Annotated in this window: 14 protein-coding genes; 8 read left to right on the forward strand and 6 right to left on the reverse strand. The window is 45.8% G+C overall.

Features of this window, described 5'->3' with window-relative positions; all coding sequences use genetic code 11:
* Positions 1 to 35: 35 nt before the first annotated feature.
* Positions 36 to 2,405, reverse strand: a complete 2,370-nt coding sequence (locus KYK27_RS14625; RefSeq protein WP_199110882.1) for an ABC transporter permease — start codon at positions 2,403 to 2,405, stop codon at positions 36 to 38.
* A 351-nt stretch (positions 2,406 to 2,756) separates the two neighbouring features.
* Between KYK27_RS14625 and KYK27_RS14630 the strand changes: the two genes are divergently transcribed.
* The 5 genes from KYK27_RS14630 to cfa all read left to right on the forward strand — a co-directional run bounded on the left by KYK27_RS14630 (position 2,757) and on the right by cfa (position 9,832).
* The gene (locus KYK27_RS14630) at positions 2,757 to 4,124 is read left to right on the forward strand and encodes a sigma-54-dependent transcriptional regulator (RefSeq protein ID WP_199110883.1); all 1,368 of its coding nucleotides are present in this window, start codon (positions 2,757 to 2,759) and stop codon (positions 4,122 to 4,124) included.
* Complete coding sequence (locus KYK27_RS14635; RefSeq protein ID WP_199110885.1) at positions 4,114 to 5,469, forward strand: sensor histidine kinase; 1,356 nt, start codon at positions 4,114 to 4,116, stop codon at positions 5,467 to 5,469. Before KYK27_RS14630 ends, KYK27_RS14635 begins: the two co-directional genes overlap by 11 nt.
* 192 nt (positions 5,470 to 5,661) lie before the next feature.
* Positions 5,662 to 7,311, forward strand: coding sequence for a catalase (locus KYK27_RS14640; RefSeq protein ID WP_199110887.1), 1,650 nt, complete (start codon positions 5,662 to 5,664; stop codon positions 7,309 to 7,311).
* Between the two features lie 194 nt (positions 7,312 to 7,505).
* A complete protein-coding gene (locus tag KYK27_RS14645; protein ID WP_199110888.1) occupies positions 7,506 to 8,504 on the forward strand; it encodes a DUF3667 domain-containing protein in 999 nt (332 codons plus the stop codon).
* A 206-nt stretch (positions 8,505 to 8,710) separates the two neighbouring features.
* The gene (cfa, locus tag KYK27_RS14650) at positions 8,711 to 9,832 is read left to right on the forward strand and encodes a cyclopropane fatty acyl phospholipid synthase (RefSeq protein ID WP_199110890.1); all 1,122 of its coding nucleotides are present in this window, start codon (positions 8,711 to 8,713) and stop codon (positions 9,830 to 9,832) included.
* A gap of 8 nt (positions 9,833 to 9,840) precedes the next feature.
* Here cfa and KYK27_RS14655 read toward each other — a convergent pair whose 3' ends face one another.
* Positions 9,841 to 10,338: a T9SS type A sorting domain-containing protein gene (locus KYK27_RS14655; RefSeq protein ID WP_199110891.1), complete on the reverse strand. Its 498-nt coding sequence runs from the start codon at positions 10,336 to 10,338 to the stop codon at positions 9,841 to 9,843.
* A 347-nt stretch (positions 10,339 to 10,685) separates the two neighbouring features.
* Positions 10,686 to 13,832, reverse strand: coding sequence for a T9SS-dependent M36 family metallopeptidase (locus KYK27_RS14660; protein WP_199110893.1), 3,147 nt, complete (start codon positions 13,830 to 13,832; stop codon positions 10,686 to 10,688).
* A 475-nt stretch (positions 13,833 to 14,307) separates the two neighbouring features.
* Between KYK27_RS14660 and KYK27_RS14665 the strand changes: the two genes are divergently transcribed.
* From KYK27_RS14665 to KYK27_RS14675, 3 genes are all read left to right on the forward strand, one after another.
* Positions 14,308 to 16,206, forward strand: coding sequence for a DNA polymerase III subunit gamma/tau (locus KYK27_RS14665; RefSeq protein WP_199110895.1), 1,899 nt, complete (start codon positions 14,308 to 14,310; stop codon positions 16,204 to 16,206).
* 51 nt (positions 16,207 to 16,257) lie between these two features.
* Positions 16,258 to 19,212 (forward strand): M16 family metallopeptidase, encoded by a 2,955-nt coding sequence (locus tag KYK27_RS14670; protein ID WP_199110896.1) that lies wholly within the window; start codon positions 16,258 to 16,260, stop codon positions 19,210 to 19,212.
* Between the two features lie 245 nt (positions 19,213 to 19,457).
* The gene (locus KYK27_RS14675) at positions 19,458 to 20,945 is read left to right on the forward strand and encodes a glycosyltransferase family 39 protein (RefSeq protein WP_199110898.1); all 1,488 of its coding nucleotides are present in this window, start codon (positions 19,458 to 19,460) and stop codon (positions 20,943 to 20,945) included.
* A 42-nt stretch (positions 20,946 to 20,987) separates the two neighbouring features.
* Here the strand turns inward: KYK27_RS14675 and KYK27_RS14680 are convergent, their stop codons facing one another.
* The 3 genes from KYK27_RS14680 to KYK27_RS14690 all read right to left on the reverse strand — a co-directional run bounded on the left by KYK27_RS14680 (position 20,988) and on the right by KYK27_RS14690 (position 25,823).
* The gene (locus KYK27_RS14680; protein WP_199110900.1) at positions 20,988 to 21,905 is read right to left on the reverse strand and encodes an NmrA family NAD(P)-binding protein; all 918 of its coding nucleotides are present in this window, start codon (positions 21,903 to 21,905) and stop codon (positions 20,988 to 20,990) included.
* A 120-nt stretch (positions 21,906 to 22,025) separates the two neighbouring features.
* Positions 22,026 to 22,469 carry a ubiquinol-cytochrome c reductase iron-sulfur subunit gene (locus tag KYK27_RS14685; RefSeq protein ID WP_199110901.1) on the reverse strand — a complete coding sequence of 148 codons (444 nt, stop codon included), beginning with the start codon at positions 22,467 to 22,469 and terminating at the stop codon, positions 22,026 to 22,028.
* Between the two features lie 1,125 nt (positions 22,470 to 23,594).
* Entirely contained in the window at positions 23,595 to 25,823 is a 2,229-nt protein-coding gene (locus tag KYK27_RS14690; RefSeq protein ID WP_199110903.1) for an NADP-dependent isocitrate dehydrogenase, read from the reverse strand.
* Positions 25,824 to 25,888: the final 65 nt, after the last annotated feature.

Consider the following 25,888-nt stretch of genomic DNA (forward strand, 5'->3'; position numbering starts at 1 on the left):
TTTAGATTGTACTTATAGTTCGGAAATAGGAATTCTTATTCTGTTCGGAGGGAAGTAACTGGGTTAGATACAGCTGTTTTAATAGCATGGAAGCTCAGGGTAATAATGGCTATAACTATAGTTAAGATGAAAGCCGAGGCAAAGATCCACCAGCTCAGATCGGTACGGTCTACATAGTTCTCCAGCCAGCCGTTCATAAAATACCAGCCCAGCGGCAAGGCGATCAGGTTCGCTATCAGCACCAGTTTCAGGAAATCCTTGCTCAGCATGTACACAATACTGGCTACCGATGCGCCCAACACTTTGCGGATACCGATCTCTTTGGTGCGCTGCTCGGCAGTAAACAAGGCCAGGCCAAATAAACCCAGGCAGGAAATAAAGATGGCGATGATGGCGAAGTATTGCGTTAAGCGGCCCATTACGGCTTCGCTCTTGTACATGCGCTCAAAATCTTCGTCCAGGAAGTGGTACTCGAACGGGAAGGCCGGATTATGCCTTTTCACTACCTTTTCTACAGCTGCCAGTACTTCGGGCGTCTGGCCTGGCGCTATGCGTGCGTACAGATACCGCTGGTTTGCATCCTGTAATCTTAAAATAAGCGGCTGCATGCTACTGTGCATCGAGCGGGAGTTAAAATCTTTCACTACCCCTATGATATGGCCTTTGATATTCCAGATCTGGATCGGTTGCCCCACCGGGTCCTGCAGTTGCATCAGGCGGGCAGCTTCTTCGTTTATGATAAAAGCAGCCGTATCGGTGCCAAAATCCTTCGAGAAATCGCGGCCGTCCTTTACCTGAATTCCCATGGCGTTTGCATAGTTATAATCCACGGCCATCATCCCGAACAACACGTTTGCATTAGGGTCTTTCCCCTTCCAACCCACATCGCCGGTCGAGTTACTGATCTCAAGCGGGATCTGGTCAGAGGCGCTCAGGCCTACAATACCCGGTATATTTTGCAGATCACGTTTGAGTACTTCATACTTTTTGCCAAGATCACCATCCAGCTGAAAGTAAAGGACATTTTCTCGGTTCAGGCCAATGTTTTTGGTGCGGATGTAGTGCAGCTGCAGGTACACAACCAGCGTACTGATGATAAGCAGACCAGATAAAATAAACTGGAACACCACCAGCCCTTTGCGGAAAACGGAAATGCGCTTGCTCACTTTGCTTGTTCCTTTCAGCACCACCACCGGGTCGAAAGACGACAGGAAGAAAGCCGGGTAGCTGCCTGATAGAATACCAGTAACTATAGCTACCCCAAATAACAACAGAAGCAAGGCAGGGTCGCTCAGGTCCAGGTCTATAAACTTACCGGTAAGCTCGTTAAAGTGCGGCAGCAGTATGCCCGTCAGGTTTACCGATACAAACAGCGCCAGAAAAGCCACCAGCACCGACTCCACCATAAACTGTTTTATCAGCGAAGATTTGTTTGCCCCGATGGCTTTACGAACACCTACTTCTTTAGCGCGTTTAGCAGAGCGGGCCGTAGCCAGGTTCATGAAGTTGATGCACGCAATGGCAAGTATAAAAACAGCTACCACCGAAAACAGGCGCACCGTTTCTATTCTGCCGCCCCCGGCTACCTTAGTCCCATTAAATTTACCGTACAGGTACATTTCGCTCACCGGCTGCAGAAACAGTTCAATGTTGGTGTCCTTGCTGTACTTTTCTACATAATCTTTAATTTTCTCATTAAAAGCCGCCAGGTCGGTGCCCGGTTGCAGCTGCACAAACGTACGTATCCCGTTGTTATCCCATCTTTTTAACCAGTGGCCGTCCGGGTGATTAATCAGGTCTGCCAACGGAATTACCCAATCAAACTGCATCGACGAGTTTTTAGGAGCATCCTGCATCACGCCGGTCACTTTGTAGCTGTCCCGGTTATCTACTTTAAATATTCTACCAACGGCCTCTTCAGCAGAACCAAAGAACTGAATAGCTACTTTCTCAGAGATAACTATAGAATTGGGATTTGCCAGCACCTGCCTCGCATCGCCGTGAAGCAGCGGGAACGAGAACATCTCAAAAAAAGCAGGATCGCTGTAACGGCCATCCACTTTCAGAACTTTATCCTGGTAGGTCAACAGCTTTTTCCATTCCCATGTAGAGCTGCGCAAAGCATGCTTTATTTCCGGAAAGTCTTTTTCCAGGGCTTCGGCCAGTGGGCCTGGTGTAGCATCGGTCGTCAGGTTATCGGCTCCCGGATAGCTCTGCAGTTCCATTAACCGGTACAGGTTATCGGTATCCTGGTGAAAGCGGTCAAAGCTCAGTTCGTCGCGCACCCATAGTAGTATCAGGATGCTGCAGGTCATGCCCAGCGCCAGCCCTGATATGTTGATCAGGGAAAAAACTTTGTGGCGCAGCAGGTTGCGGTAGGCCATTTTGAGGTAGTTCTTGATCATAGTTTTGGAATTTTATCGGCTCAGGAAAAAATCTTCTTTTTGAACTGCAGCAGGTAATTGCCCGCACGCTGTCAGATATATAGAAATTTGAATGCCAATTTTATAACAAACTATAAATCAATAAATTACACAAAACTACAACTATAAAACTGTACGCTTCCGATACACAATCTGCGTGGACACCTGTGCGGTAGCGTTACAGCATTTTACCGGGCAAACTATAGCAAATTGCACTGTAGCAATACCCAAGCTGGAAAGACAGGCATTGTGAAATTAAGCTATAGTTCAGGTTAGTATAAATCCCCGAATAATTTATTTAAATTCGGTATCAGAATAGGAAATGCTTGTACTATGGCCACAGGAAAAACCGGTAAAGTTTTAATAGTTGACGATGAAACCGACGTGCTTTTTGCGCTGAAAATGCTGCTGAAAACGGAGGTAAAAGAAGTGCTAACTGAGAAAAATCCGGACAACCTAACGAGCCTGCTTTCCAGAGAGAAGTTTGATGTCATTTTCCTGGACATGAACTTTAAAAGCGCCCTGAACACCGGCAACGAAGGCCTTTACTGGTTGCGCCAGATACTGGATAAAGACAAAGATGCGACCGTTATCCTGATCACGGCGTATGGCGATGTGGAGCTGGCAGTAAAGTCTTTAAAACAAGGGGCGCACGACTTCATTGTAAAGCCCTGGCACAACGACAAACTGCTGGAAACACTGCACAACGCCTTAAACGCCAAAGGCAGCAAAAAACAAGGCAAGTCAACTATAGCTACGCAGCAAACAACTATACTTGGCCAGTCCGAAGCTATTCAGGATATTCTTTACAAGATCGAAAAAATTGCACCTACCGAAGCCAACGTGCTCATACTGGGCGAGAACGGAACAGGCAAGGAACTGGTGGCACGCGCGCTTCACGAGAAATCTTTTCGCGCAAACAAGCCATTTATAAGTGTAGATGTCGCTGCTTTAACTGATACCCTGTTTGAGAGTGAGCTGTTCGGATTTAAGAAAGGCGCTTTTACCGATGCTAAAGAAGACCGCAAAGGTCGTTTTGAAGCTGCTAATGGCGGCACCTTGTTCCTGGATGAGATCGGGAACATTTCGCCGGCCATGCAGGCTAAGCTCCTAACCGTATTGCAAAACCGCCAGGTAACACCGCTCGGCTCCAACACCCCTGTTCCAGTTGATATCCGGCTGATATCGGCAACCAACGAACCTATTTACGAGCTGGCAGCCAAAAACCTGTTCCGTAAAGATTTGATTTACCGCATTAATACCGTGGAAATCACCTTGCCCCCGCTGCGGCAGCGCCACGGCGATGTAGAGCTGCTGGCCCGCCACTTTGCGGAGATCTATGCGCTGAAAAATCACAAACCAGTTCCGGAGCTTGCACCTGCCACGCTGCAAAAACTGAATCAGCATAGCTGGCCGGGCAATGTGCGCGAGTTGCAGCATGCTGTAGAGCGGGCCATCATTCTGGCAGAGAACAACGTGCTGCAGCCACAGGATTTCACTTTCTCTGCCATGGAGCTGGCACCTGTTACGCAAACTATAGCTTCGTTTGCTGCAGAAACCAACATGCCGCTAAGCGAAATAGAGCGCGAAACGATACGTCGCGTGATCGAGAAGAACAAAGGCAACATCTCTAAAGCTGCCAAAGAGCTTGGCCTTACCCGCACCGCCCTTTACCGCCGCCTTAACAAATATGATATCTAAGCGTCTGGAGTTCGGGCTGCTTGTCCGGTTTACACTTTTGCTGGGCATGATGTATGTTACAGTGCAATACCTGACCAACTATACCTGGTTGCAGGTAACATCGGGTATACTGATTATGCTGGCGCAACTATGGGAAATAGCCCGCTATGTAACCCGCAGCAATAACGAGCTGGCCAGGTTCCTGGAGGCAGTAAAGCAGCGCGATTTCTCCCAACGCTTTAACGAGAACACCAATTCCTCTTTGCAGCAACTGCACAAAGCTTTTAACCTGATCAACAACACGTTTAAGCAGCTGCACATTGAGCGCGAGGCCCAGTTCCAGTACATGCAAACTATATTGCAGCTGGTGGATACCGGTATAATGGCCGTAGATGCAGAGACCGGTGAGGTAGAATGGGTAAACGACGCGTTTAAAAAGATGCTGGGTGTACCTTATCTGAAAAGTATAAACAGCCTGGAGAACCGCTACCCTGCCCTGTACGAGTCGCTGCAAACTATAGCATCCGGGGAAACAGCACAGGTAAAACTAAAACTACCAACCGGGCAGGCGCAGCTATTGGTATCGGCTACGGCTTTTACCATGCAGCACCGCAACCTGCTGCTTATAGTTCTTAAAAACGTGAGCGCCACCGTGGATGCCACCGAGACCGAAGCCTGGCAAAAACTGCTCCGCGTGATGACGCACGAGATCATGAACTCGGTAGCCCCTATTGCTTCGCTGGCCGATACCTTAGGGAAACACCTGCACCTGGAACGCGAACGCTATAGTTCAGAACCTGAAGCGGTGGTTGATGTAGAACTGCTGGAAGACACGGAAGAAGGCATCGGCATTATTAAAAAGCGCAGCGAAGGGCTGTTACGTTTCACGCAGTTTTACCGCAACCTCAACAAGCAGCAGCACCTTAACCTGACCACGATCTATGTGCAGGAGCTTTTTAAAAGTATAAATACCCTGATGCGACCGCGCCTGGAAGAACAAGGCATCGGGTTTGTTTGCAAAGTATCAACTCCTGACCTGACTATAAACGGCGATGTAAACCTGGTAGAGCAGGTGCTTATCAACCTGATCACGAATGCGCAACGTGCCGTTCAGGGAAGGCCAGATCCCCAGATCATGCTGGTAGCACACCCACAGGACAGCAAAGTAACTATAGAACTACACGACAACGGTACCGGCATACCCGAAGAGCTCCTGGAAAGTATATTTATTCCCTTCTTTACCTCTCACAGAGATGGTTCCGGCATCGGGCTCAGTTTATCAAAACATATCATGCACCTGCACAAGGGTACTATACAGGTTGAGAGCGAAGAAGGAATCGGAAGTACTTTTAAACTGATCTTTTAAGTATATAGCGACAGAGCACTTTCCAACTCAGCAACTATAAAAGCTACAAAAATCCGACCTCCCTTCATTTCACTTAAATTAGCTTGTTATAGATTTTTCGAAGTTAGATATAGATATAATCTATGAACATAACCTATTAAGATAGAGTATACTGGTTAAGTTAACGTATTAATCATCAACCGGTATCGCGCTATGAACGAAAACAAAAAGTACCGCACTGCCAGCACAGGCAATGGCAAAAAAGGTAAGGAAGACAAAGACCGCCAGCTCACCACCCGCCAGGGCCATCCCGTAACCGATAACCAGAACATCAGAACAGTTGGTAATCGCGGCCCTGCTACCATGGAGAATTACCACTTCATCGAAAAGATCTCTCACTTCGACAGGGAGCGTGTGCCGGAGCGTGTGGTGCATGCCCGTGGTGCCGGAGCGCATGGTGTATTTGAAGCTTACGGTAAGGTGGGTAATGACTCCGTTGAGAAATTTACCCGCGCCAAAGTATTTCAGAAAGGTAAGGAAACACCAACGTTTGTGCGCTTCTCTACGGTAGGCCACGGAACACACTCCCCCGAAACATTGCGCGACCCGCGTGGCTTTGCCGTTAAGTTTTATACCGAAGATGGTAACTGGGATCTAGTTGGTAACAACCTGAAGATATTCTTCATCCGTGATGCCATGAAATTTCCGGACCTCATTCACTCTCAGAAACCAGACCCTGTAACCAATATCCAGAGCGCAGAACGTATTTTCGATTTCTTCTCAGGCTCTCCGGAAGCTACTCATATGGTTACTTTCCTGTACTCGCCGTGGGGTATTCCGGCCAACTACAGGCAAATGCAGGGCTCCGGTGTAAATACCTACAAATGGGTGAATGCTGATGGTGAAGCCGTACTGGTAAAGTATCATTGGGAGCCGGTAAAACAGGGCATCCGAAACCTTACACAAAAGGAGGCACAGGAAATACAGGGCAAAAACTTTAACCACGCCACCCAGGATCTGTATGAAGCCATTGAACGCGGCGATTTTCCGGAATGGGAACTGAATGTGCAGATCATGAGCGACGATGAACATCCGGAACTGGATTTTGACCCGCTGGACGATACCAAACTATGGCCCAAAGAGCAATTCCCGTGGTACCCTGTCGGCAAAATGACTCTGAACCGAAATCCTGTAGACTACTTTAATGAAGTAGAGCTTTCTGCTTTCGGTACCGGTGTGCTGGTAGATGGCTTGGATTTCTCGGATGACAAAATGCTGCAGGGCCGTACGTTCTCATATTCTGATACACAGCGTTACCGAGTAGGGGCCAACTATCTGCAACTGCCAATAAATGCGGCTAAAACCCATGTAGCAACCAACCAGCGTGGCGGCCAGATGGCATTTAACACCGATTTTGCGGAAGGCCAGAACATCCATGTAAACTATGAGCCATCAATTTTAGGCGGTTTACAGGAAGCTCCAAAAACAGGCAAAGAATATACGCCTCGCTACGACGCTAACCTGGTACGCCAGCACATCGATCGTACCAATCACTTCGGTCAGGCCGGCGAAACATACCGCAACTTCGAAGACTGGGAACGCGATGAACTGATCAATAACCTTGGTAACGACCTGGCTAAGTGTGATCCGCGCATCCAGGAAAAAATGCTGAGTTACTTTACCCAAGCTGATGAAGACTATGGCCGACGTGTTAAGGAAAGTATAGCGCGTGCCGTTACAGAGGCAAAGAAAATGATGAAGCACAATTTAATAGAAGGCACGGATGGTCCGCTGGGCAATGTGTCCGGGGAACAAGGTGTGGAAGACGCTAAGTCGAAATCGCACTCTGCCAAGCCCTATTAATGCATCACCAGGTGTAAAAAGAAGGTATAGTTAAACTTGTTAGGTATAAACAAAGGCAGTTGCTCCTTGCAACTGCCTTTGTTGTTTTATAGTTAGTGTTTCAGAATATAGCGATAGTTAAATATTTATTCCTTTCTGTTAAATAATAAAGATTCGATTGCTTATTTTAGAGCTTTGTTTGGTTAAAAGCACCTATGAAAAAACATTACCGCTCTGAAAACAACTGTCTGAATTGCGACACTATAGTTACTGATAAATTCTGCTCTGCCTGCGGTCAGGAGAACCTGAAATTGCATGATAATTTTCTTCACATAGTGCTTCATAGTGTAGGCCATTACTTCCATTTCGAGTCGAAGTTTTTTAAAAGCATCGTACCACTTCTTACAAAGCCGGGTTTCCTGACGAAGGAGTATTTTGCGGGCAAAAGGGCTTCCCATCTCAACCCGATCAGCATGTATATTTCTATCAGCATCGTGTTCTTTTTCCTTTTTACTGGCAACACCCAGAGCAATGAAAAAGATATCCTGAAAGAGAAAGCCGCAAAAGAAAACACAATATCAAAGGCGGAAGCCGAAAAGGCAAAAGCAATTATAGGCAATGCCGTATCTGAAGAAGCGGGAGACAATACTAAGAGCCTTCAGAATAATACTAAAGAAGCAACAGACAGCACCAGCAATTACAGTGCGTCACTCATTTCTACAAAAGAGAACGGCAAAAACACATCTTCTCTAGTTAATGTGGGTTCACTGCCAGTATCGCTGGAGAATAAACTAGAAAAGGTGTTGGATGATAAACTGAGCCAGCAGCTTTTTTTAAATAAGCTGGTAAGCCATTTACCAAAGATGATGTTCATCCTGCTGCCTTTATTTGCCCTTATCCTGAAGCTGGTAAATTTCAGATCGAAGAAGTTTTACGCCGAGCACCTGATCTATTCTATACATGTGCACTCGTTCCTTTTCCTGTTTGGTTCTATACTTATTATTCTAGACTGGGTACTGTTTTTTCTGGACGGCTGGTTAATGTTTATCGGGATACTTATTATGCTTTGGTACATCTACCGGTCTATGCGAAACACTTATAGAAGCTCCCGCTGGCGTACTGTTTACAAGTTCTTCATGCTGGCGCTTGCTTATACTTTCCTAATGCTGTTGAGCGGATGTATTGTAGTTATTGCTACACTTTATACGATGTAGTAAGTAGCAAAAGTAATTGTATAAAAAAGCTTTCGGGGTAAAATTATAAAGCAAGTTTGTCTTCAGGCAGCCCTGAAAGGTATTACTTATACTTCAACAGTAAGCCGCAACCTCAAGCGCGTTCAGCTACCACTATTAGCAACTCACTTCCAGAGCTAAAAACATAAAACTATAGTTATAAGTAACTTACTATAAACTATAGAAGTATGCGTGCATCAGGCCTGAACCAGCAAGTAATTGCCATTTTAAGAACTGCGGATGTTAAGATCAATGGTCCTGACCCGTGGGATCTGCAGGTGCACGACAACCGGTTTTATAAGCGTCTGCTTAGCGAGGGTACCCTCGGGCTAGGCGAATCTTACATGGATGGCTGGTGGGATTGCGAAAACATAGACCAGTTCGTTTTTAACGTGATCAGGGCTGATCTGTATAAACAGGCAAAATTAGGCTGGCGCTCGGTATTACAGGTTTTACTGGCAAAGCTTTTTAATCTGCAGCGCAAAGGAAAAGCCGCCCGGAACGCACAACAACACTATGACATCGGCAACAAACTATACGAGTTAATGCTTGATAAGCGCCTGGTCTATAGTTGCGGTTACTGGAAAGATGCTGACAACCTGGACCAGGCCCAGGAAAACAAGCTCGACCTGATCTGCCGGAAATTATACTTACAACCGGGCCAGCGTGTGCTGGATATTGGCTGTGGCTGGGGAAGCTTTGCGAAATATGCAGCTGAGAACTATGGCGTAGAAGTAGTGGGCGTAACCGTATCAAAAGAGCAGGCTGCGCTGGCAAAGGAAATCTGCAAGGGCTTGCCTGTAGAAATACGCCTGCAGGATTACCGTGATGTCCGTGAGCAATTCGACCATATAGTTTCGGTTGGGATGTTTGAGCATGTGGGGTACCGTAACCATAGAACTTTTATGCAGGTGGCACACCGCTGCCTGAAAGCAGATGGCCTTTTTTTACTGCACACCATTGGCGTTAACTTCTCCAAAGTGATGGCCGACCCGTTTACCGATACCTACATTTTCCCACACTGCCTGATACCTTCTGTTAAACAAATAGGCACTGCCATGGAGCACCTTTTTATAGTGGAAGACTGGCATAACTTCGGCCCGTATTACGATCATACCTTAATGGCCTGGTTCCACAATTTTGATAACAACTGGGGGCAGCTGCAGGCTGAATATGGCGAACGCTTTTACCGCATGTGGAAATATTACCTGCTTTCCAGCGCTGGCTCATTCAGGGCACGCAACAACCAGCTTTGGCAACTGGTGCTTTCTAAAAATGGAATGGTTGGTGGTTATAATGCGGTAAGGTAAACTATAAGTTACTTTAGAATAAACCTGGTAGAAGTTACTTCATTAGCTGTTATAAGCCTCCCAATATAGGTTCCTGTGGGCAGGTTTTCTCCTCTAAACAGGAACGTCAGTTCCTCCCTCTCCTGACCGAAGCCTTCCCCCAAAACTGCAACTATAGTTCCCTGCATATCAAGCACCTCCAGTTTATAGTTACCACGCTGCTTTAAGGTAAAACCCAGTACTTTTTTAGTGCTGAATGTTTTATAAGCCACCCATAGTTTTAGCCTTTCAGTTTCGGTTGTATTACCCAGCGTGGTAGGCTGTTCTTCAAACGCAACTTTACTTTTTACTATAGTTGTAGCGTAACCTGTTTCAGACACGAGCGGGCTATCTGAGACTTTAGCAGCCACGTATAGCTCCGCCTTGTCTTTAGCAACTGCTATCTCCTGCCCCAGTACAAAGTCAACTTTTAACAAGGCAACCAGCAACAATACAAATCTTATAGATAAGCTGAAGAAACTTTTCATGAGCTGCGCTTTTAGATAAAACTTCTGCATTAAATTATTGACTAATAACTAAAGCTAATACTTCAGATAATCAGTACACAGGAATAAAATGGTGATAAGGTAACATGCAACATATTATATATAATATTCCTAAAAAGCTGAATAAACGCTATTTCCTTTATATACTCATATCAGAAAATAAACATTATACTATTACTATGTCTCAGATCATGCTTCCGTTAAATGTAAAGTAACAATTGGAGCCCTTATAAAAACTTACTTATCAAAGCTGATGTGTAATAGAAATAAAAAGATCAGGCTGTAGCTTTACATGCTACAGCCTGATCTTTTTATTTTAAAGTAAAAAGTTACTTGATCAGAACCATAGTTCCTGAACGGCTTGTGTTCCCGTTAACGATCTTGTAAATGTAAATGCCAGCCCGCTTATCTCCGGCTTTAAAGTTGTGGTTGTACGTCACACCGCTTTCTGCATTGCCTTCGAACAACGTTTCTACCTCGCGGCCGGTTATGTCATAAACCTTCAGCACAGTATAAGCGGTTTCTTTTGCCTTAAACACGATCGTAGTACTTTCAGAGAATGGGTTCGGATAGCTCTGCACAAAATCATCCGCTTCATCTACAGCTAATTCTGACACCGTTGTGGCTGTAACAGGGGCACTGATATTCAGGCTGCAATCACCCAATTTACCGCCTGCTTTGGTCAGCATCATGTTAACTGCTTTCGGATCTGCACAGTTATTTTCACCGTCAACGCATACCATTACTTTGTCTTTTTTCTTGTTATCGCCGCAGCGCACATCTACCACATTTATAGTTATGGTTTTTGTTTTAATGCACTGATCAGCGTTTGTGGCAGTAACTGTAAAGGTATAAGTACCGGCAGCAGTTGGCGTAAACACAGGATTTGCAATTTTAGCATTGCTTAATCCGGTTGCAGGGCTCCAGCTGTACGTATTAGTTGCATCGCCACTAGCCTGAAGCACTACACTTTTCGGACCATAGCCAATGTACAGGTTGTTAGCTACTCCACCGGTATAAACTGTGGACGACTGCACCGCAGCTACATTTAGAGGTATAGTACAGGCATAAGTGGCCGGTAAATCGAAAGCCTGCACCTGGTCGATTCTGCTGGCACTTGAGCCCTGCTTGGCGCTAAAGCCCAGACCTCTTTTGGCAAACACCTTCCAGATGAGCTCCTGGTTGGCACCACCGTAATTAATTCTATCAGCTTTAAGAATAGCATCGCGTCCGTTTACAAAACCCGGTCTGCATTCCTGCAACTTAAGGCCATCTATTACCAGTTGCATAGCCATGTTATTTCCACCTTTGCCATTATACAGGTCTTCGTCGAAACCATAGGTATCAATCATGGCCCAGGACATGTCCCACAACATGGTTGCCCATACAAACCCTATACCGTGTGGCTGAGACAGTGTGGTATTATTTGTGGCGCCATAAGTATAACTGTTCACTCCGAAATCAGTGCTGTAGGGTGCAGGACGTATACCTCCGCCTGTAGTTGACTGCCCCGAGGCGTAGGTTCCGATACCTCTTGCCTTAACATCAGTATCACCAGGTTTCATGGTCATCATCAGGCCAATCCAGTCACTCCAGCCTTCACCCATTTGCTCAGCGTTTCCGAGGCATGTAACTGTATTCGGGCCTCCGGTAAGCTTGTTTGAGATACCATGACCATACTCGTGGGCTATAATACCATTGTCCAGGTCGCCATCAAATTCCGGTCCTGAACCATCATCCTTCAGCGCTATCATAACCTCTTGCCCTGCATCCAGCTGCGTTCTGATGCTTGCACCGGTAACGTCGCTCACCATTACAGAAGAAATTGTTATAAGACTTGGGTTTGTAGCCCCCACAGACATGGTTGTTGGTGCGCCCGGTGCATTATTTATCACTACTACAGCTATAGCACCTGCATTCTGTGCATTCAGTACTTTAACTCCAAATTCGCAACTACCTCTATACAGTACGGCTATGTTACCAGCTATTTCAGCAGCATTTGTAAGGGCACTGCAACCATCCGCGCTTACCCCTATCACAAGTTTACCGGTTACCGGAGTCGAGTTTAATCGTGGACCAAAGGCAGCCTGGGCTGCAGGATAACTACCTGCCATTGAGGTTGGGGAAGTAATTCTGAACATATCCTGATCAGGAATGCCGCTCCAAAGGTACATCTGCATTCTTGGTCGCTGGCCTTCCGGAGTGGTTGCAAAGTTTGCATTGTTCCTGGTAGTTAATATGTTCCGGCTGTCCTGCGCCTCTGCCATTACGTGGTCCCCACCTATACCACCTTTGCCAAAGTTATCTGCCTGAAAGTTTCCGCTGATCTCGTCAAAACCATACTGGTACCACACATCGTGTATCAGGTTATTCCAGTAAAAGAGGTTTGCAATGGCTGCATCTCTATAGGTTACAGGCTCTTTTGTAAAGTCTATCGGGAAATCAAATACAAGGTTAGCGCTGCCATCCGGGCTATAACCATACACTTCCTGGGCAGCACCATTATAGCCTGTATTATCCGGGTCTTCGTAAGCAAAAACGTTGTTGCCTCTGGTTGTTGCAAAAGTAGTAGCACCAACTTTATGCCATCCGGACGGGGACGCCACCGGATCTGCTGTAGTGTTACTGATAGCCACTCTGTTACCATGAATCGGACTTTCAGAAGGCATAGGATACACATTATAGTAGTTTGAAGTAAGGGTAGCTGCTGCCATTTTAGCTTCAGGGGCATAAGGCGCAGAGCTTGCATTCAGCATGTGGCTTTCATGAAGTGCTCTGCCCGCAGGACCGTCATTTTCAAAGTTACAATGCGCTACCAGGTTATCTTTATCCAGCACTTTGCCTGATTCAGCATCTAAACGCAGTACCCAGTAATTCATGGCATCAACAGTATAAATGGCCACTTCCCAGGCAAGTCGTAAGCTTCCATCTTCCATTGGCTGATAAACCAACTTAGCTTTAACCGGCTCTAATGAGATACCTCCTTTCGAGAAAGTTACTTCCTGATTTCTGCCTTTTCCCCTTTCCAGCACAGTTAAAGATCCCCTGAGAGTAATTCCTAAATATTTTGCTGCTGCTGCTACTGCACCTGCTGCATCTAACCCTGGCTGGTTACCTTTTACTTTTTTACCAATCTCTTTATGAAACCGGTTGCCTACATTAATTACACTACCTTCCCTGTTAATGCTCATGTTGGTAATGGCACCATAGATCTCTATACCCTGGTAAAGCTGCTTGATGTAGTAATGCTTTACACCACTTTTCTTACTATCTGTCTCACTGCTGAGTTCTAAGTCTGCAATGTCTTCATCAGTCACATTCAGTTGCTGCTTGTTGTTCCTGATGTGCTCCAGAGCCACTTGTGGGATTTCTTTTTTTCCGGCTTGGCTATTTCCCTGTGCATAGGAAAATAAACTTCCGAACAGCATGGCCAGTAGCAAGGCCAGCCGCGAGTAAGCACGTAATTGTGTTCTCATATAGTTATAATTAAAGTGTTAAAGATTTTACAGGAATAGTTCAATCACATACGAGCTATATTACAATATGTTGATCATTTTAATTATTTAAATAAAAGAGGGTATTGTTATATACATCTTAAAATTTTTCAGTTATCTTACACCTGTAAAACAGATATACATATATTTGAATATTAACCCTTTACCTGATTTTAACTAAGCGGTTTTTTAGAGGTTCTGCTTACAAAAAAGCAGCCTGTCCGGAAATCTGTAGAGAACCTACTCAACTATAGCAACTATAAGAAATACACAATCTTAGTACTCCTGCTTAATTAATAATATGGGCCTGCTTTACCTATTTTAATTAGCTGAATCATTAGTGCATTATTCTACTACAGCTGTTGTTATGGAAGTATAAAAAAGTGGATAACTCTATGGAAAACCGCTGGATAAAAAGCCATCGCATCTCAGCTTCAGAATCGTTATCTTTGTAGTAATGGAAAATTTTGTAGTATCAGCGCGTAAATACCGTCCGGCCACGTTCGATAGCGTAGTGGGGCAGCACCATATCACCAATACCCTTAAAAACGCCATTAGCAGCAAGCATCTGGCGCAGGCTTTCCTTTTCTGCGGACCGCGTGGCGTGGGTAAAACTACCTGTGCCCGTATCCTGGCAAAAACCATTAACTGCCAGAACATATCTCCGGAAACAGAAGCCTGTAACGAGTGCGAATCCTGCAAAAGCTTTAACAGCAACAGCTCGTTCAACATACATGAGCTTGATGCAGCCTCCAACAACTCGGTAGAGGACATCCGTAATCTGGTGGAGCAGGTGCGCTATGCACCTCAAACCGGTAAGTACAAGATCTATATTATAGATGAGGTGCACATGCTCTCGAACCAGGCCTTCAACGCATTTCTGAAGACCCTGGAAGAGCCACCTTCGTACGCCATTTTCATACTGGCTACCACGGAGCGTCACAAGATCATCCCGACTATACTTTCTCGTTGCCAGATCTTCGATTTTAACAGAATCCGGATCGAGGACATGGTGCGCCATTTGGGTAATATTGCTCAGAAAGAAAGTATACAGGCTGAGCCTGATGCCCTGCACCTGATCTCTCAGAAGGCAGACGGAGCCTTGCGCGATGCGTTGTCGATTTTCGACCAGATGGTAACGTTCTCGGGCAGCAATGTAACCTACAAAGCGACTGTAGAGAACCTGCACATACTTGATTACGATTACTATTTCCGGTTAACGGACCATCTGCTGGAGCAAAATTTACCAGGCGCTCTGCTGTTGTTTGATGAGATCCTGAAGAACGGTTTTGATGCGCATAACTTCCTGGTGGGTATAGCAGAGCATTTCCGTAGTTTGCTGGTATGTAAAGATGTACAGACAGTTCAGTTACTGGAAGTATCAGATAACATCAAAGCCAAGTATGCCGAGCAATCGCAGAAGTCTACTGTTTCGTTCCTGCTTTCGGGCCTGAACGTGGTAAGCGCCTGTGACACCAACTATAAGAGCAGCAAAAACCAGCGGCTGCACGTGGAGCTGTGCCTGATGAAACTGGCGCACCTGAACGCAGCCCTGAATTTTGCAAACGAAGGAGCAGAAGTAAAAAAAGCTAAGGTAGCAGCGCCGGCACCCGCCTCTACCGTAAATACAGGTGCCATTCCTTCTGCTACGATGCAGCCTGCTCATGCACAGGGTACCGTTCCATCGCAGCAGATGCAGCAGCCTGCACCGGGCAGTGTGCCGTCGGAGCAGATGCAGCAGCCACACGCTCCAAACCAGGTGCCATCTGAGGGTTTACAGCAACCACCTAAGCCTGTAGAGGTAACCCCGGATGCGCATATTGCACCAAAGGCACCGGTTGCCACGGAGCCATCGCGCGCTAAAGTACAGTTGCCGCCGGCAAAAAAACTAAGCAAACTGCCTAGTTTAAAAGACCTGAATAATGCCTCGGCTCTTACCGCCGAAGTAGCAGTAGCTGCTGAGGAAGAGGACACAAACTATGGCGTTATAGTACCTATAGATGAGGCACGGCTGAAGACGGTCTGGCATGCGATACTGCGTCGCAAGAAGGCGGAGAATATGATGGAGTTTACACTCCTGAACCGTCAGTATCACCTGGGGCCTGACAACGAGATCATCCTTCACCTGGATAACCACGTGATGATGGACCAGTTTACAGCCATTTACCGGGATATAGTTCGGGAACTGAGAAGCGAAACCGGTAACAGAACTATAAAACTGCGGGCAGAGGTAGTGGAAGCGCAGGACGACGGACGAAAACTCTATACATCGCAGGATAAATTTAACTATCTGGCCGAGAAATTTCCGGTTATCGTCGATATGAAACAGCGCTTCGGCTTAGATACTGATTTTTAATCTGTAATATACTATCTTCGTATAGTTACATCATCACCTAAAAACCAAACTATGACAGTCAAAAAGGGATTATCTCTGTTTTTGGTTGTGTCTGCTTTTACATTAACCCAGTGTAAGAATGAGATCAACCAGACACAGGCGACCACCGAGGCTACCGCTGAAGCCAAATCCGAAAAGGAGTACAAATACGAAACAGCGCCCAACGACCCGCTTAATGCCCGCATTTATACACTGGATAACGGCCTGAAAGTATACCTGACAGACTACGAAGAAGCACCGCGCATCCAGACATACATTGCTGTGCGCGCCGGTTCTAAAAACGACCCTTCCGATGCGACCGGCCTTGCCCACTACCTGGAGCACATGGTATTTAAAGGTACTACCGAACTGGGTACACAAAACTGGGAGAAAGAAAAAGTAGAGCTCGATAAAGTAGAAGCCCTTTACGAAAAGTACAGAGCAACTACAGACGAAGCTGCCCGCAAAAAGATCTATGCGCAGATCGACTCCGTTTCGGGTGTAGCGGCTACGTATGCTATTGCCAATGAGTATGATAAAATTCTGGGTGCTATTGGGGCAAAAGGCACAAACGCTTACACCTGGGTAGACCAAACCGTTTATACCAACGACATCCCAAGCAACCAACTGGAACGCTGGGTAGAACTGGAAGCTGACCGCTTTGGCGATATGATACCACGTATTTTCCATACGGAACTGGAGGCAGTGTACGAAGAGAAAAACCGTACGCTGGATAACGATGGCTGGAAGGTACAGGAAGCGATCAGCGCAGCCCTCTTCCCGACACACCAGTATGGTTCACAGTCAACTATAGGAACGATAGAGCACCTGAAAAACCCTTCTATTACCGAGATCAAGAAGTATTATAACAAGTACTACATTCCGAATAACATGGCCATTGCCATGAGCGGCGACATTGATTTCGATCAGACTATCCGCCTGATTGACAAGTACTGGGGAAGTATGGAGAAGCAGCCTGTGCCAGCGTTTGACGTTGCCCAGGAGAAGCCAATCCAGAAGCCGATCGTTAAGGAAGTACTGGGCCCGGATGCAGAGAACGTATCCATTGCTTTCCGTACACCGGACATCAACTCTAAAGATGCGTTGATGATCCAGATGATCAGCAACTTGCTTTACAACGGCCAGGCCGGTTTAGTAGACCTTAACCTGAACCAGCAGCAAAAAGTACTACAGGCCTATGCCTATGATACCCCGATGAAAGATTACGGCATGTTCCGGATGACGGGTATGCCACGCCAGGGCCAGACCTTAGACCAGGTTCGTGATCTGCTTCTGCAGCAACTGGAGCTGATCAAGAAAGGTCAGTTTGATGAGTCGCTGATACAGGCGGTGGTGAATAACGACAAGATAAACACCATGAAGGCCTATGAAGATAACAGCAACCGCGCTGATGCCTTTGTATCTGCTTTTATCTACCAGATGCCATGGGATAAATTTGTTAGCCGCCCTGCAGCCTATGCACAGATCACAAAACAGGATGTAATGGATGTGGCAAACAAGTATTTCGGTAACAACAACTATGTGCTGATCTACAAGAAAACAGGCAAAGACCCGAATGCCCAGAAAGTAGAGAAACCTGCCATTACGCCAGTTGCGGTTAACCGCGATGCACAGTCAGACTACTACAAAGCTTTTATGGCGAAAGAAGTAGCGCCACTGCAGCCCGTGTTCATCGACTATAAAAAGGATATTACAGAGTCTAAGCTAAAGCAGAACATTCCTTTGCTTTACACTAAAAACAAGGAAAATGGCCTGTTCCAGCTGTACTACATCCTGGAAATGGGCACCAACAACGACCCAAAACTGGGTATGGCTGTTAACTACCTGAAGTACCTGGGTACCGACAAGTATACTGCCGAAGAACTTCAGAAAGAATTCTACAAACTGGGTACTTCGTTTGATGTTTTCTCTTCCGGAGACCAGGTGTATGTAAGCCTGACAGGTTTGGATGAGAACTTCGAGAAAGGCCTTAACCTGTTTGAGAGTGTATTAGCTAACGCCAAGCCAGACCAGAAGGCTCTGAACGACATGGTAGCCGGTATGCTGAAAGCTCGTGAAGATGCCAAGAAGAACAAAGGCGTTATTCTGCAGCAGGCCATGATGAACTATGCAAAATATGGCCCGAAGAACCCGTTCAACACCGTAATGAGCGAGAAAGAACTAAAGGCTGTTAAACCGCAGGAACTGGTAAACATCATCAAGAGTATTCCAACTTACGAGCACCGCGTACTATATTACGGTCCACGTGAAACGGATAAGCTGACAGTTGCCCTGAACGCAGGCCACAACGTACCGGCTACGCTGAAGCCAGTGCCTGCCGAGAAAGTATTTAAAGAGATCGACTTTACGCAGCCTACTGTTTACTGGGCAGACTATAATATGGTACAGGCTGAGATGATGTTTGTGAGCAAATCAGTGCCTTACAGCAAAGACATTATTCCGGTAGTGCGTTTGTACAACGAGTACATGGGTGGTATTGTGTTCCAGGACCTGCGTGAGTCTAAGGCCCTTGCCTACTCTACTTACTCAAACTATAGCACTGCTTCCAAGAAAGACCGGGCAAACTACCTGGTGTCGTACATTGGTGCTCAGGCTGATAAATTATCGGAAGCGATGGCGGGTATGCAGGCGTTGTTAACTGATATGCCACTGGCAGATGCAAACTTCCAGAACGCACAGGCAGCGCTACGTAACAGTATCTCTACCGAGCGTATCACCAAATCCGATATCCTGTTCAACTATGAGCGTGCTAAAAAGTTGGGCCTGACTTATGACATCCGTCAGGATGTGTACCAGAGCGCCAATACCATGACCTTTGACCAGCTAAAGGAGTTCCAGCAGAAGTATGTAAAAGCCCAGCAACAGGCAATACTTGTGATCGGCTCTAAAGACAAGCTGAACTTTAAAGAACTGGCGAAATACGGTAAAGTGAAGCAGCTGACCTTGAAGGAGTTGTTTGGATATTAATAGTCCGAATTACGACGCAAAACATTGCGTTTCTACAAAAACAAAAGCGGCAGCCACCTATGGCTGCCGCTTTTGTTTTATCCCTGTTTTATGCAGCTTCTAAACCTCCGGTGCTTTATGCTTTTCTGCTAACTATACTTTTATCTCCAATGTCTGAACAGCTTTCTGAAAGGCTCGTTTAAAAGTTTACATACTTAATAAAATACAGATGTAATAAACAATAATACAATATACTTATACAACAGATGTCTTTTACTTTCCGGTTGGCTTACTGGTGCCTGTACGGTTGCTTTCGAATAGGATTCCTGCTTTCAGGGTACAACTTATTTTCGGAAGAAGCTCAGTACTGGCTCTGGTCTAAGCATCCGGATTGGGCTTATTACTCAAAGCCACCTCTTATAGCTTGGGTAAACCTGCTGACCAGTTCTATTTTCGGGAGCCATGAACTTGTGATCAGACTGACGGCCCTGGCTTTTGGGGCTGCCACGCTCTACGCGCTGTATAAGGTAAGTTTGCTGCTTTTCAATGACAAACTGCTCGCATCCCTGGCCACCATGATCCTCAGCATCATGCCCTACTTCATGCTGGCCTCCACCTTTTTCACCACTGACTCGCTTTTACTTTTCTTTTGGGTAAGCACGACTTACTTCTTCCTGAAAGCGTTGCAGCACAACACATTGCATTATTGGTTACTTACCGGTCTCAGCTTCGGATTGGGCTGCCTTTCGAAGCAGGCCATGCTTTTCTTCCTGCTCTTCCTGCTGGTACCGTTCTTTGTTCGGGGCGGCAAGCGCTACTTGGGTGGGCAGGCATTGGTACTCGTGATGGTGCTGGCTTTTAACCTGCCGCAATTCTGGTGGAATTATCACCACAACCGAATTATGGAGCGGCACCTGATGCAGTTGGCGGGAGCCGGATCAGAAATGGTGGCTACACAAACAGCAAAGAACCTGGCTGAGCTTTTCGGTGGTTTTATTCTGATGAACTCGCCCTTTTTCCTGCTCCTTCTTTTGCGCGTCTCAAGTTTCAGGTTCCGGCCTTTTCCCGCAGCAGACAAACAAAAACTCACTCTCCTTTTTATCCCGACTATCGGAAGCCTGCTGCTATTCTCGTGCGTGGCCCTGGTGAAGCGCGTAGAGGCTAATTGGTATAACATAGGCTGCCTGTTACTCCCGATCGGAATTGCCTACCTGGTGGTACAAGAAAAACGTTTTCGGCAAGCGCGTGTAGCCTTTTGCCTGACAGGCGTATGCTGGCTGTTTTTCCTCTATCCTGTGCTGCAGGACTATACAGGGCTGAGCCGTATAGTTCCGGTGCGCCGCGATGGCTTAAAGCGCCTGGCGGGATGGCAGCAACTAGGGCAACAGGTAAGGCAATTAAGTACCAAACATGCTACCCTGGCTCCTTTTCAAATAACCAGCGTAGATTACCAGGTGACCTCGCTGCTGGCATTTTATTCGGGCAACACCAACGTGCGCTGTATCTGCGATGCTAAAAAGTATAACCAGTTTGTGATCTGGTCGGCCACCGGCTGGCCGAGAATTCCCCAGAATACCATTTTTGTAACCGACAAAGCCGACTTACCGGCGCATCTATACCTGCACTACGACCTGGTGGAGTCGCAGCAGGTGCCTATTATTTACCGGGAACAAACGCTCTACACCTACACTATCTACGTTCTGCGTGCTAAGTCCGCGTCTTCCTATACCCTTTCCCGACATCCGCCATTTTAGGTGTTTATGGTAGGTTATCTATAGTTGTGAAGTATTAAATCTTTACCGCTTTGCCAGCACTTCAGCTACAGAAGTCCATTTTATTTCAGGGTAGCGGTTGTTATCTAAGGGGTCCAGTTTTGGTAAGCCAGTAAACATATCGCGCATGTATTGCATGCCCTGCCAGGCTGGGAATACTTCTTTATTATTAGGTGTAAGCGCTTTTGTAACCTTGATGATCGTATTTAGTAAGCCTAAACCACCAACCCGCAACAGTCCAAACTCTTCTCCTGTAGCTTTACTGGCAGCTTCTTTCAAACCATTGGCATTCAGCACATCGCCGGCAATGCGCAGGTAACGCGGTGTGGTTGGGTCAAGTGCGGCGGCAGCAGTATAGTCTGCAGTATTTTGTATAGTTGTAAAATCCATGAGTTGGTCCGGATTGCCATAGTACATCACCTTTTTTATCGGGAACAGAACTATAGGTGCCTGCCCGGTAAGCAGATCGGCAAACATACCACACAAGATTGAAGTAGCAGCAATAGGAGCATTGTCTAAGCGCTCTTTAAATTCTTTCCGGAAGTCCAGGTTGCGGTTGTTCCCAAAAGGCAGTTTCGTAAAATCAATGGCAAAGTCAGAAGGAATGAAACGGGGCACTCCAGCTGCTACAGCTGCATTTAGTAAAAGTGTTTGCACACCAACCATAACATAATGCAGTCCTGACAAGACTGAAACTACACAACTTGCTCCTTCGCATGCTTTTGTTAATTCAGCAGCATTATGGAAATCTACTGCAACTATAGTAGCGCCCGATTTTTGCAACGCGTTTACTTTACCTGCATCACTATCAGATCGGACCAGCACGCGCACTTCAGCCCCTTTTTCTAGCAGCGCCTTAGCTATGCGTCCACCTAAATCTCCCGTGGCTCCCGCCAAAACTATTGTTGGCTTTTGTGATGCTGAAGTGTTGTTACTTTCCATAGATGACCGTTTACCTTTGGTTTGTAACAGGGTTTAGATGGAAAGGTTGCGGTATATGCCGCAAGTTTAGCGTCAGCACAACTTACGGCATATGAATACAAAGACATCATTCCTGGAGGGTCATGCTTCAAATACTCTTAGATTGTTGCCGCTAAGTGTTGTGTTATATTTCTTTAAGTTTTCAGTTGCCGGACCTGCAATCTTAACTCCAGTGGAATTAAAGACTGACCCATGATCAGGTCCTTGCTGTGAGCAAGGGAAAGTATTATTACCTGCATTATAAGTCAAGGGATTTCCTTGGTGAGTACATTTCGACTGGAAAGCAAGATAAGCATTACCTGATTTTGCTATGATCGCACCGTTGCGTATAGTCCATCCGTTGTTTTGTAGATCACTATCAGAGGTAACGTCAAATGTAAAATCAACTTTAGTGTTTCCGGGAGGGTTATTCGGATTATTTGGACTTGGGGTGTCAGAATCGGAGGAGCACCCTCCAGCGCATGCAAGAAATATGATAGCCCCGGTACCTATCCCGATGGTCTTGATAAATTCTTTTCTATCCATGGTTTTGAAACTTATATGTTGCAGATCAATGATGAAAAGCTTTGTAAACATCGCCCGGCTCTTATTCCTATATCACAGCCTCACAAACCAGGATTATAAATAATTTAAATTAATTAAATTATATAAAAACAAATACGTTTATTGGAATATTAAGATTCTATTTTGGCAGGGATTTATTAGCATTGAACGATTTTTAAAGGGGGGGGAATCTACAGGCCTAGTAACTAGCACTTAAAAATTTGTACTGCAGCTTGAAAGATAAAGAAACAAGAGCTGCAAGCTAGCGCCAGCAGGAGTCTTTGCAAGTTTTGGTTAACTCAGTAGCATTATACAAATATACTTTACGCTTATTCTATAATTGAGACATATCGAACAATCCAAATTGCTAATCACATTAGGCATCTATTACAACTCATTACGCTGAATCAAACCTAATAAATAACTACCAATCAAAATGTTAATAAACATGTTGAAAAATAAATTCAAAAACCTTTACGACAATGCTTTATATATTAGTAATATAAATTATCTTTGCTAAAGAATATAGTTACTCTAACTATAATACTTAGTCCACGCAATTCTTATTACTGAAAGCACATAGCTTTTATCTCAAACAACTTATCGGTTTTTATATTATTATACCAATAGGGTATTATTCTTCTGTTATCTTCTTTATCATTCTCAGAATATAGATTATCGGCTTGCTCCCCTATAATTCTTAATTCAATTCAATTATACTCTATTTTAATCTCATCAAATTTCTATAGTGTTTTAATTTCCTACCTTAAAATAAATAGCAATGCCACTAAGCAAGAAGCCAAGGCACAAACACAACCCTGCCAAGGGTTTGACCAATCTGGAAGGTCAAAAAACTAACTCAAAGAGGGTTAGCAAAATCATCAAAGTCAATAGATGGCTTAATTTGAAACTCGAATCTATTACCATCAATATTCCTAGACTTTTAGGAATAGTTGGCTTACTCATCTTCATAGTCTTACTTAATAAGATAAGTGATTATGAAATATCAGATATCATACTTTTCTTAGGACTAGCCCAAAAGAAGTGACAAAAAAAGGCTGCCCGATCTCTCAGGCAGCCTTTCATTAATGTACTTTATACTTCTACTTAGAAATTATTCAGCGCAGCATTCAGAGTTTCACTCGGTCTCATCGCTTTGCTGGTTTTCTCTTCGTTCGGGTGGTAGTAACCGCCGATTTCAACTGGCTTACCTTGTGCTGCGATCTGTTCGTCTACGATCTTCTGCTCGTTGTCGGTCAGTTCTTGTGCCAGCTTCGTGAAGCGGTCTTTCAGCTCCTGGTTTTTGGTTTGCTCGGCAAGTGCCTGTGCCCAGTACATGGCCAAGTAGAAATGGCTACCACGGTTATCGATACCACCAACTTTACGGGCCGGCGACTTATCTTTCTCCAGGAACTCAGCATTTGCTTTGTTAAGGGCTTCTGCCAATACTTCTGCCTTCTCGTTTTTGGTCTTGTAAGCAAGGTCTTCCAGCGATACTGCCAATGCTAAGAACTCACCCAGCGAATCCCAACGCAGGTAGTTCTCTTCGATAAACTGCTCTACGTGCTTCGGTGCAGATCCACCGGCACCAGTTTCGAACAGGCCACCGCCATCCAGCAACGGAACAATAGAAAGCATTTTAGCACTGGTACCTAATTCAATGATCGGGAAGAGGTCAGTCAGGTAGTCACGCAGTACGTTACCGGTTACCGAGATAGTGTCTTTGCCCGCTTTGGCACGCTCGCACGTATAGCGCATTGCCTCAACCGGAGACATGATCTTGATCTCAAGACCATTGGTGTCGTGGTCCTGTAAATACTTCTCTACTTTCTTGATCAGGTTAGCGTCGTGTGCACGCTGCGGGTCTAGCCAGAAAATAGCAGGTGTGTTGATAATTCTAGCTCTTGTAACAGCCAGCTTCACCCAGTCCTGGATCGGAAGGTCTTTTGTCTGACAAGCTCTGAAGATATCGCCCTGCTCTACCTTCTGCTCCATCAGGGTGTTGCCGTTCGCATCCACTACACGCACCGTTCCGGCTTCCGCCACCTCAAACGTCTTGTCATGCGAGCCATATTCTTCAGCTTTCTGCGCCATCAGACCGATGTTCGGCACAGTACCCATGGTAGTCGGGTCGAAAGCGCCGTTCTCTTTACAGAACTGGATCACTTCCTGGTAGATCTGCGCATAAGAACGGTCCGGGATAATTGCTTTGGTATCGTGCAGTTTGCCATCAGCTCCCCACATCTGGCCAGACGAACGGATAGCCGCCGGCATAGACGCATCGATGATCACGTCGCTTGGCACGTGCAGGTTGGTAATACCTTTGTCAGAGTTCACCATTGCCAGTTCAGGACGCTTCGCCATCTCCGCTTTCAGGTCAGCTTCAATTTCTGAGCGCTTCTCAGCTGGCAGGTTCTGGATCTTAGCATAAACATCACCTAAACCATTGTTCGCATCCACACCAATTTCTTTGAAAGTAGCAGCGTGCTTGGCAAAAGTATCTTTAAAGAAAACGGTTACTGCGTGGCCGAACATAATAGGATCAGACACCTTCATCATAGTTGCCTTCAGGTGCAGCGACAGCAGGATGTTGTTGTTTTTCGCATCTTCGATCTCTTTCTCCAGGAAAGAACGAAGCGCATTTTTGCTCATCACTGATGAGTCCATTACTTCACCAGCTTTTAAAGCAATTTTGTCTTTCAGCACTTTGGTCTCGCCATTTGCGCCTACAAACTCGATGCGCACATCGGTTGCCTTATCAACTATAACAGACTGCTCTGTGCCGTAAAAGTCGCCGCCGCTCATGTGGGCAACGTGCGTTTTAGAGTCTGACGACCATTTACCCATTGAGTGCGGGTGTTTTTTAGCGTACTGCTTCACGGCATCAGCTACACGACGGTCAGAGTTACCTTCGCGCAATACAGGGTTTACCGCACTACCTAAGATCTTCGCATAACGTGCTTTGGCATCTTTCTCATCGTCGTTTTTCGGGTCGGCTGGGTAATCCGGGATGTTGTAGCCCTGCGACTGTAGCTCCTTAATCGCTTCTGTCAGCTGAGGGATTGATGCACTGATGTTTGGCAACTTGATGATGTTGGCCTCAGGTGTTTTAGCAAGGTCGCCCAGGTAAGCCAGGTCATCATTCTGCTTCTGCTCCGCAGAAAGGTTCTCCGGGAAGGCAGCGATGATACGGCCAGCCAGAGAAATATCTCTTGTTTCTACTTCAATATCAGCCGCTTTTGTAAAAGCCTGTACGATAGGTAAAAAAGAGCGCGTAGCCAAAGCCGGCGCTTCATCGGTAATGGTATAGATAATCTTTGATGCTTTTGTCGTCATGTTATAGTTTGGTTTAATGCTGTGCTTCGGCAAAGGAGCAGAAACAACAGGTTAAAAAAAGCTGT

It is taken from the genome of Pontibacter populi (genome assembly GCF_019336435.1).
Classification (GTDB): domain Bacteria; phylum Bacteroidota; class Bacteroidia; order Cytophagales; family Hymenobacteraceae; genus Pontibacter; species Pontibacter humidus.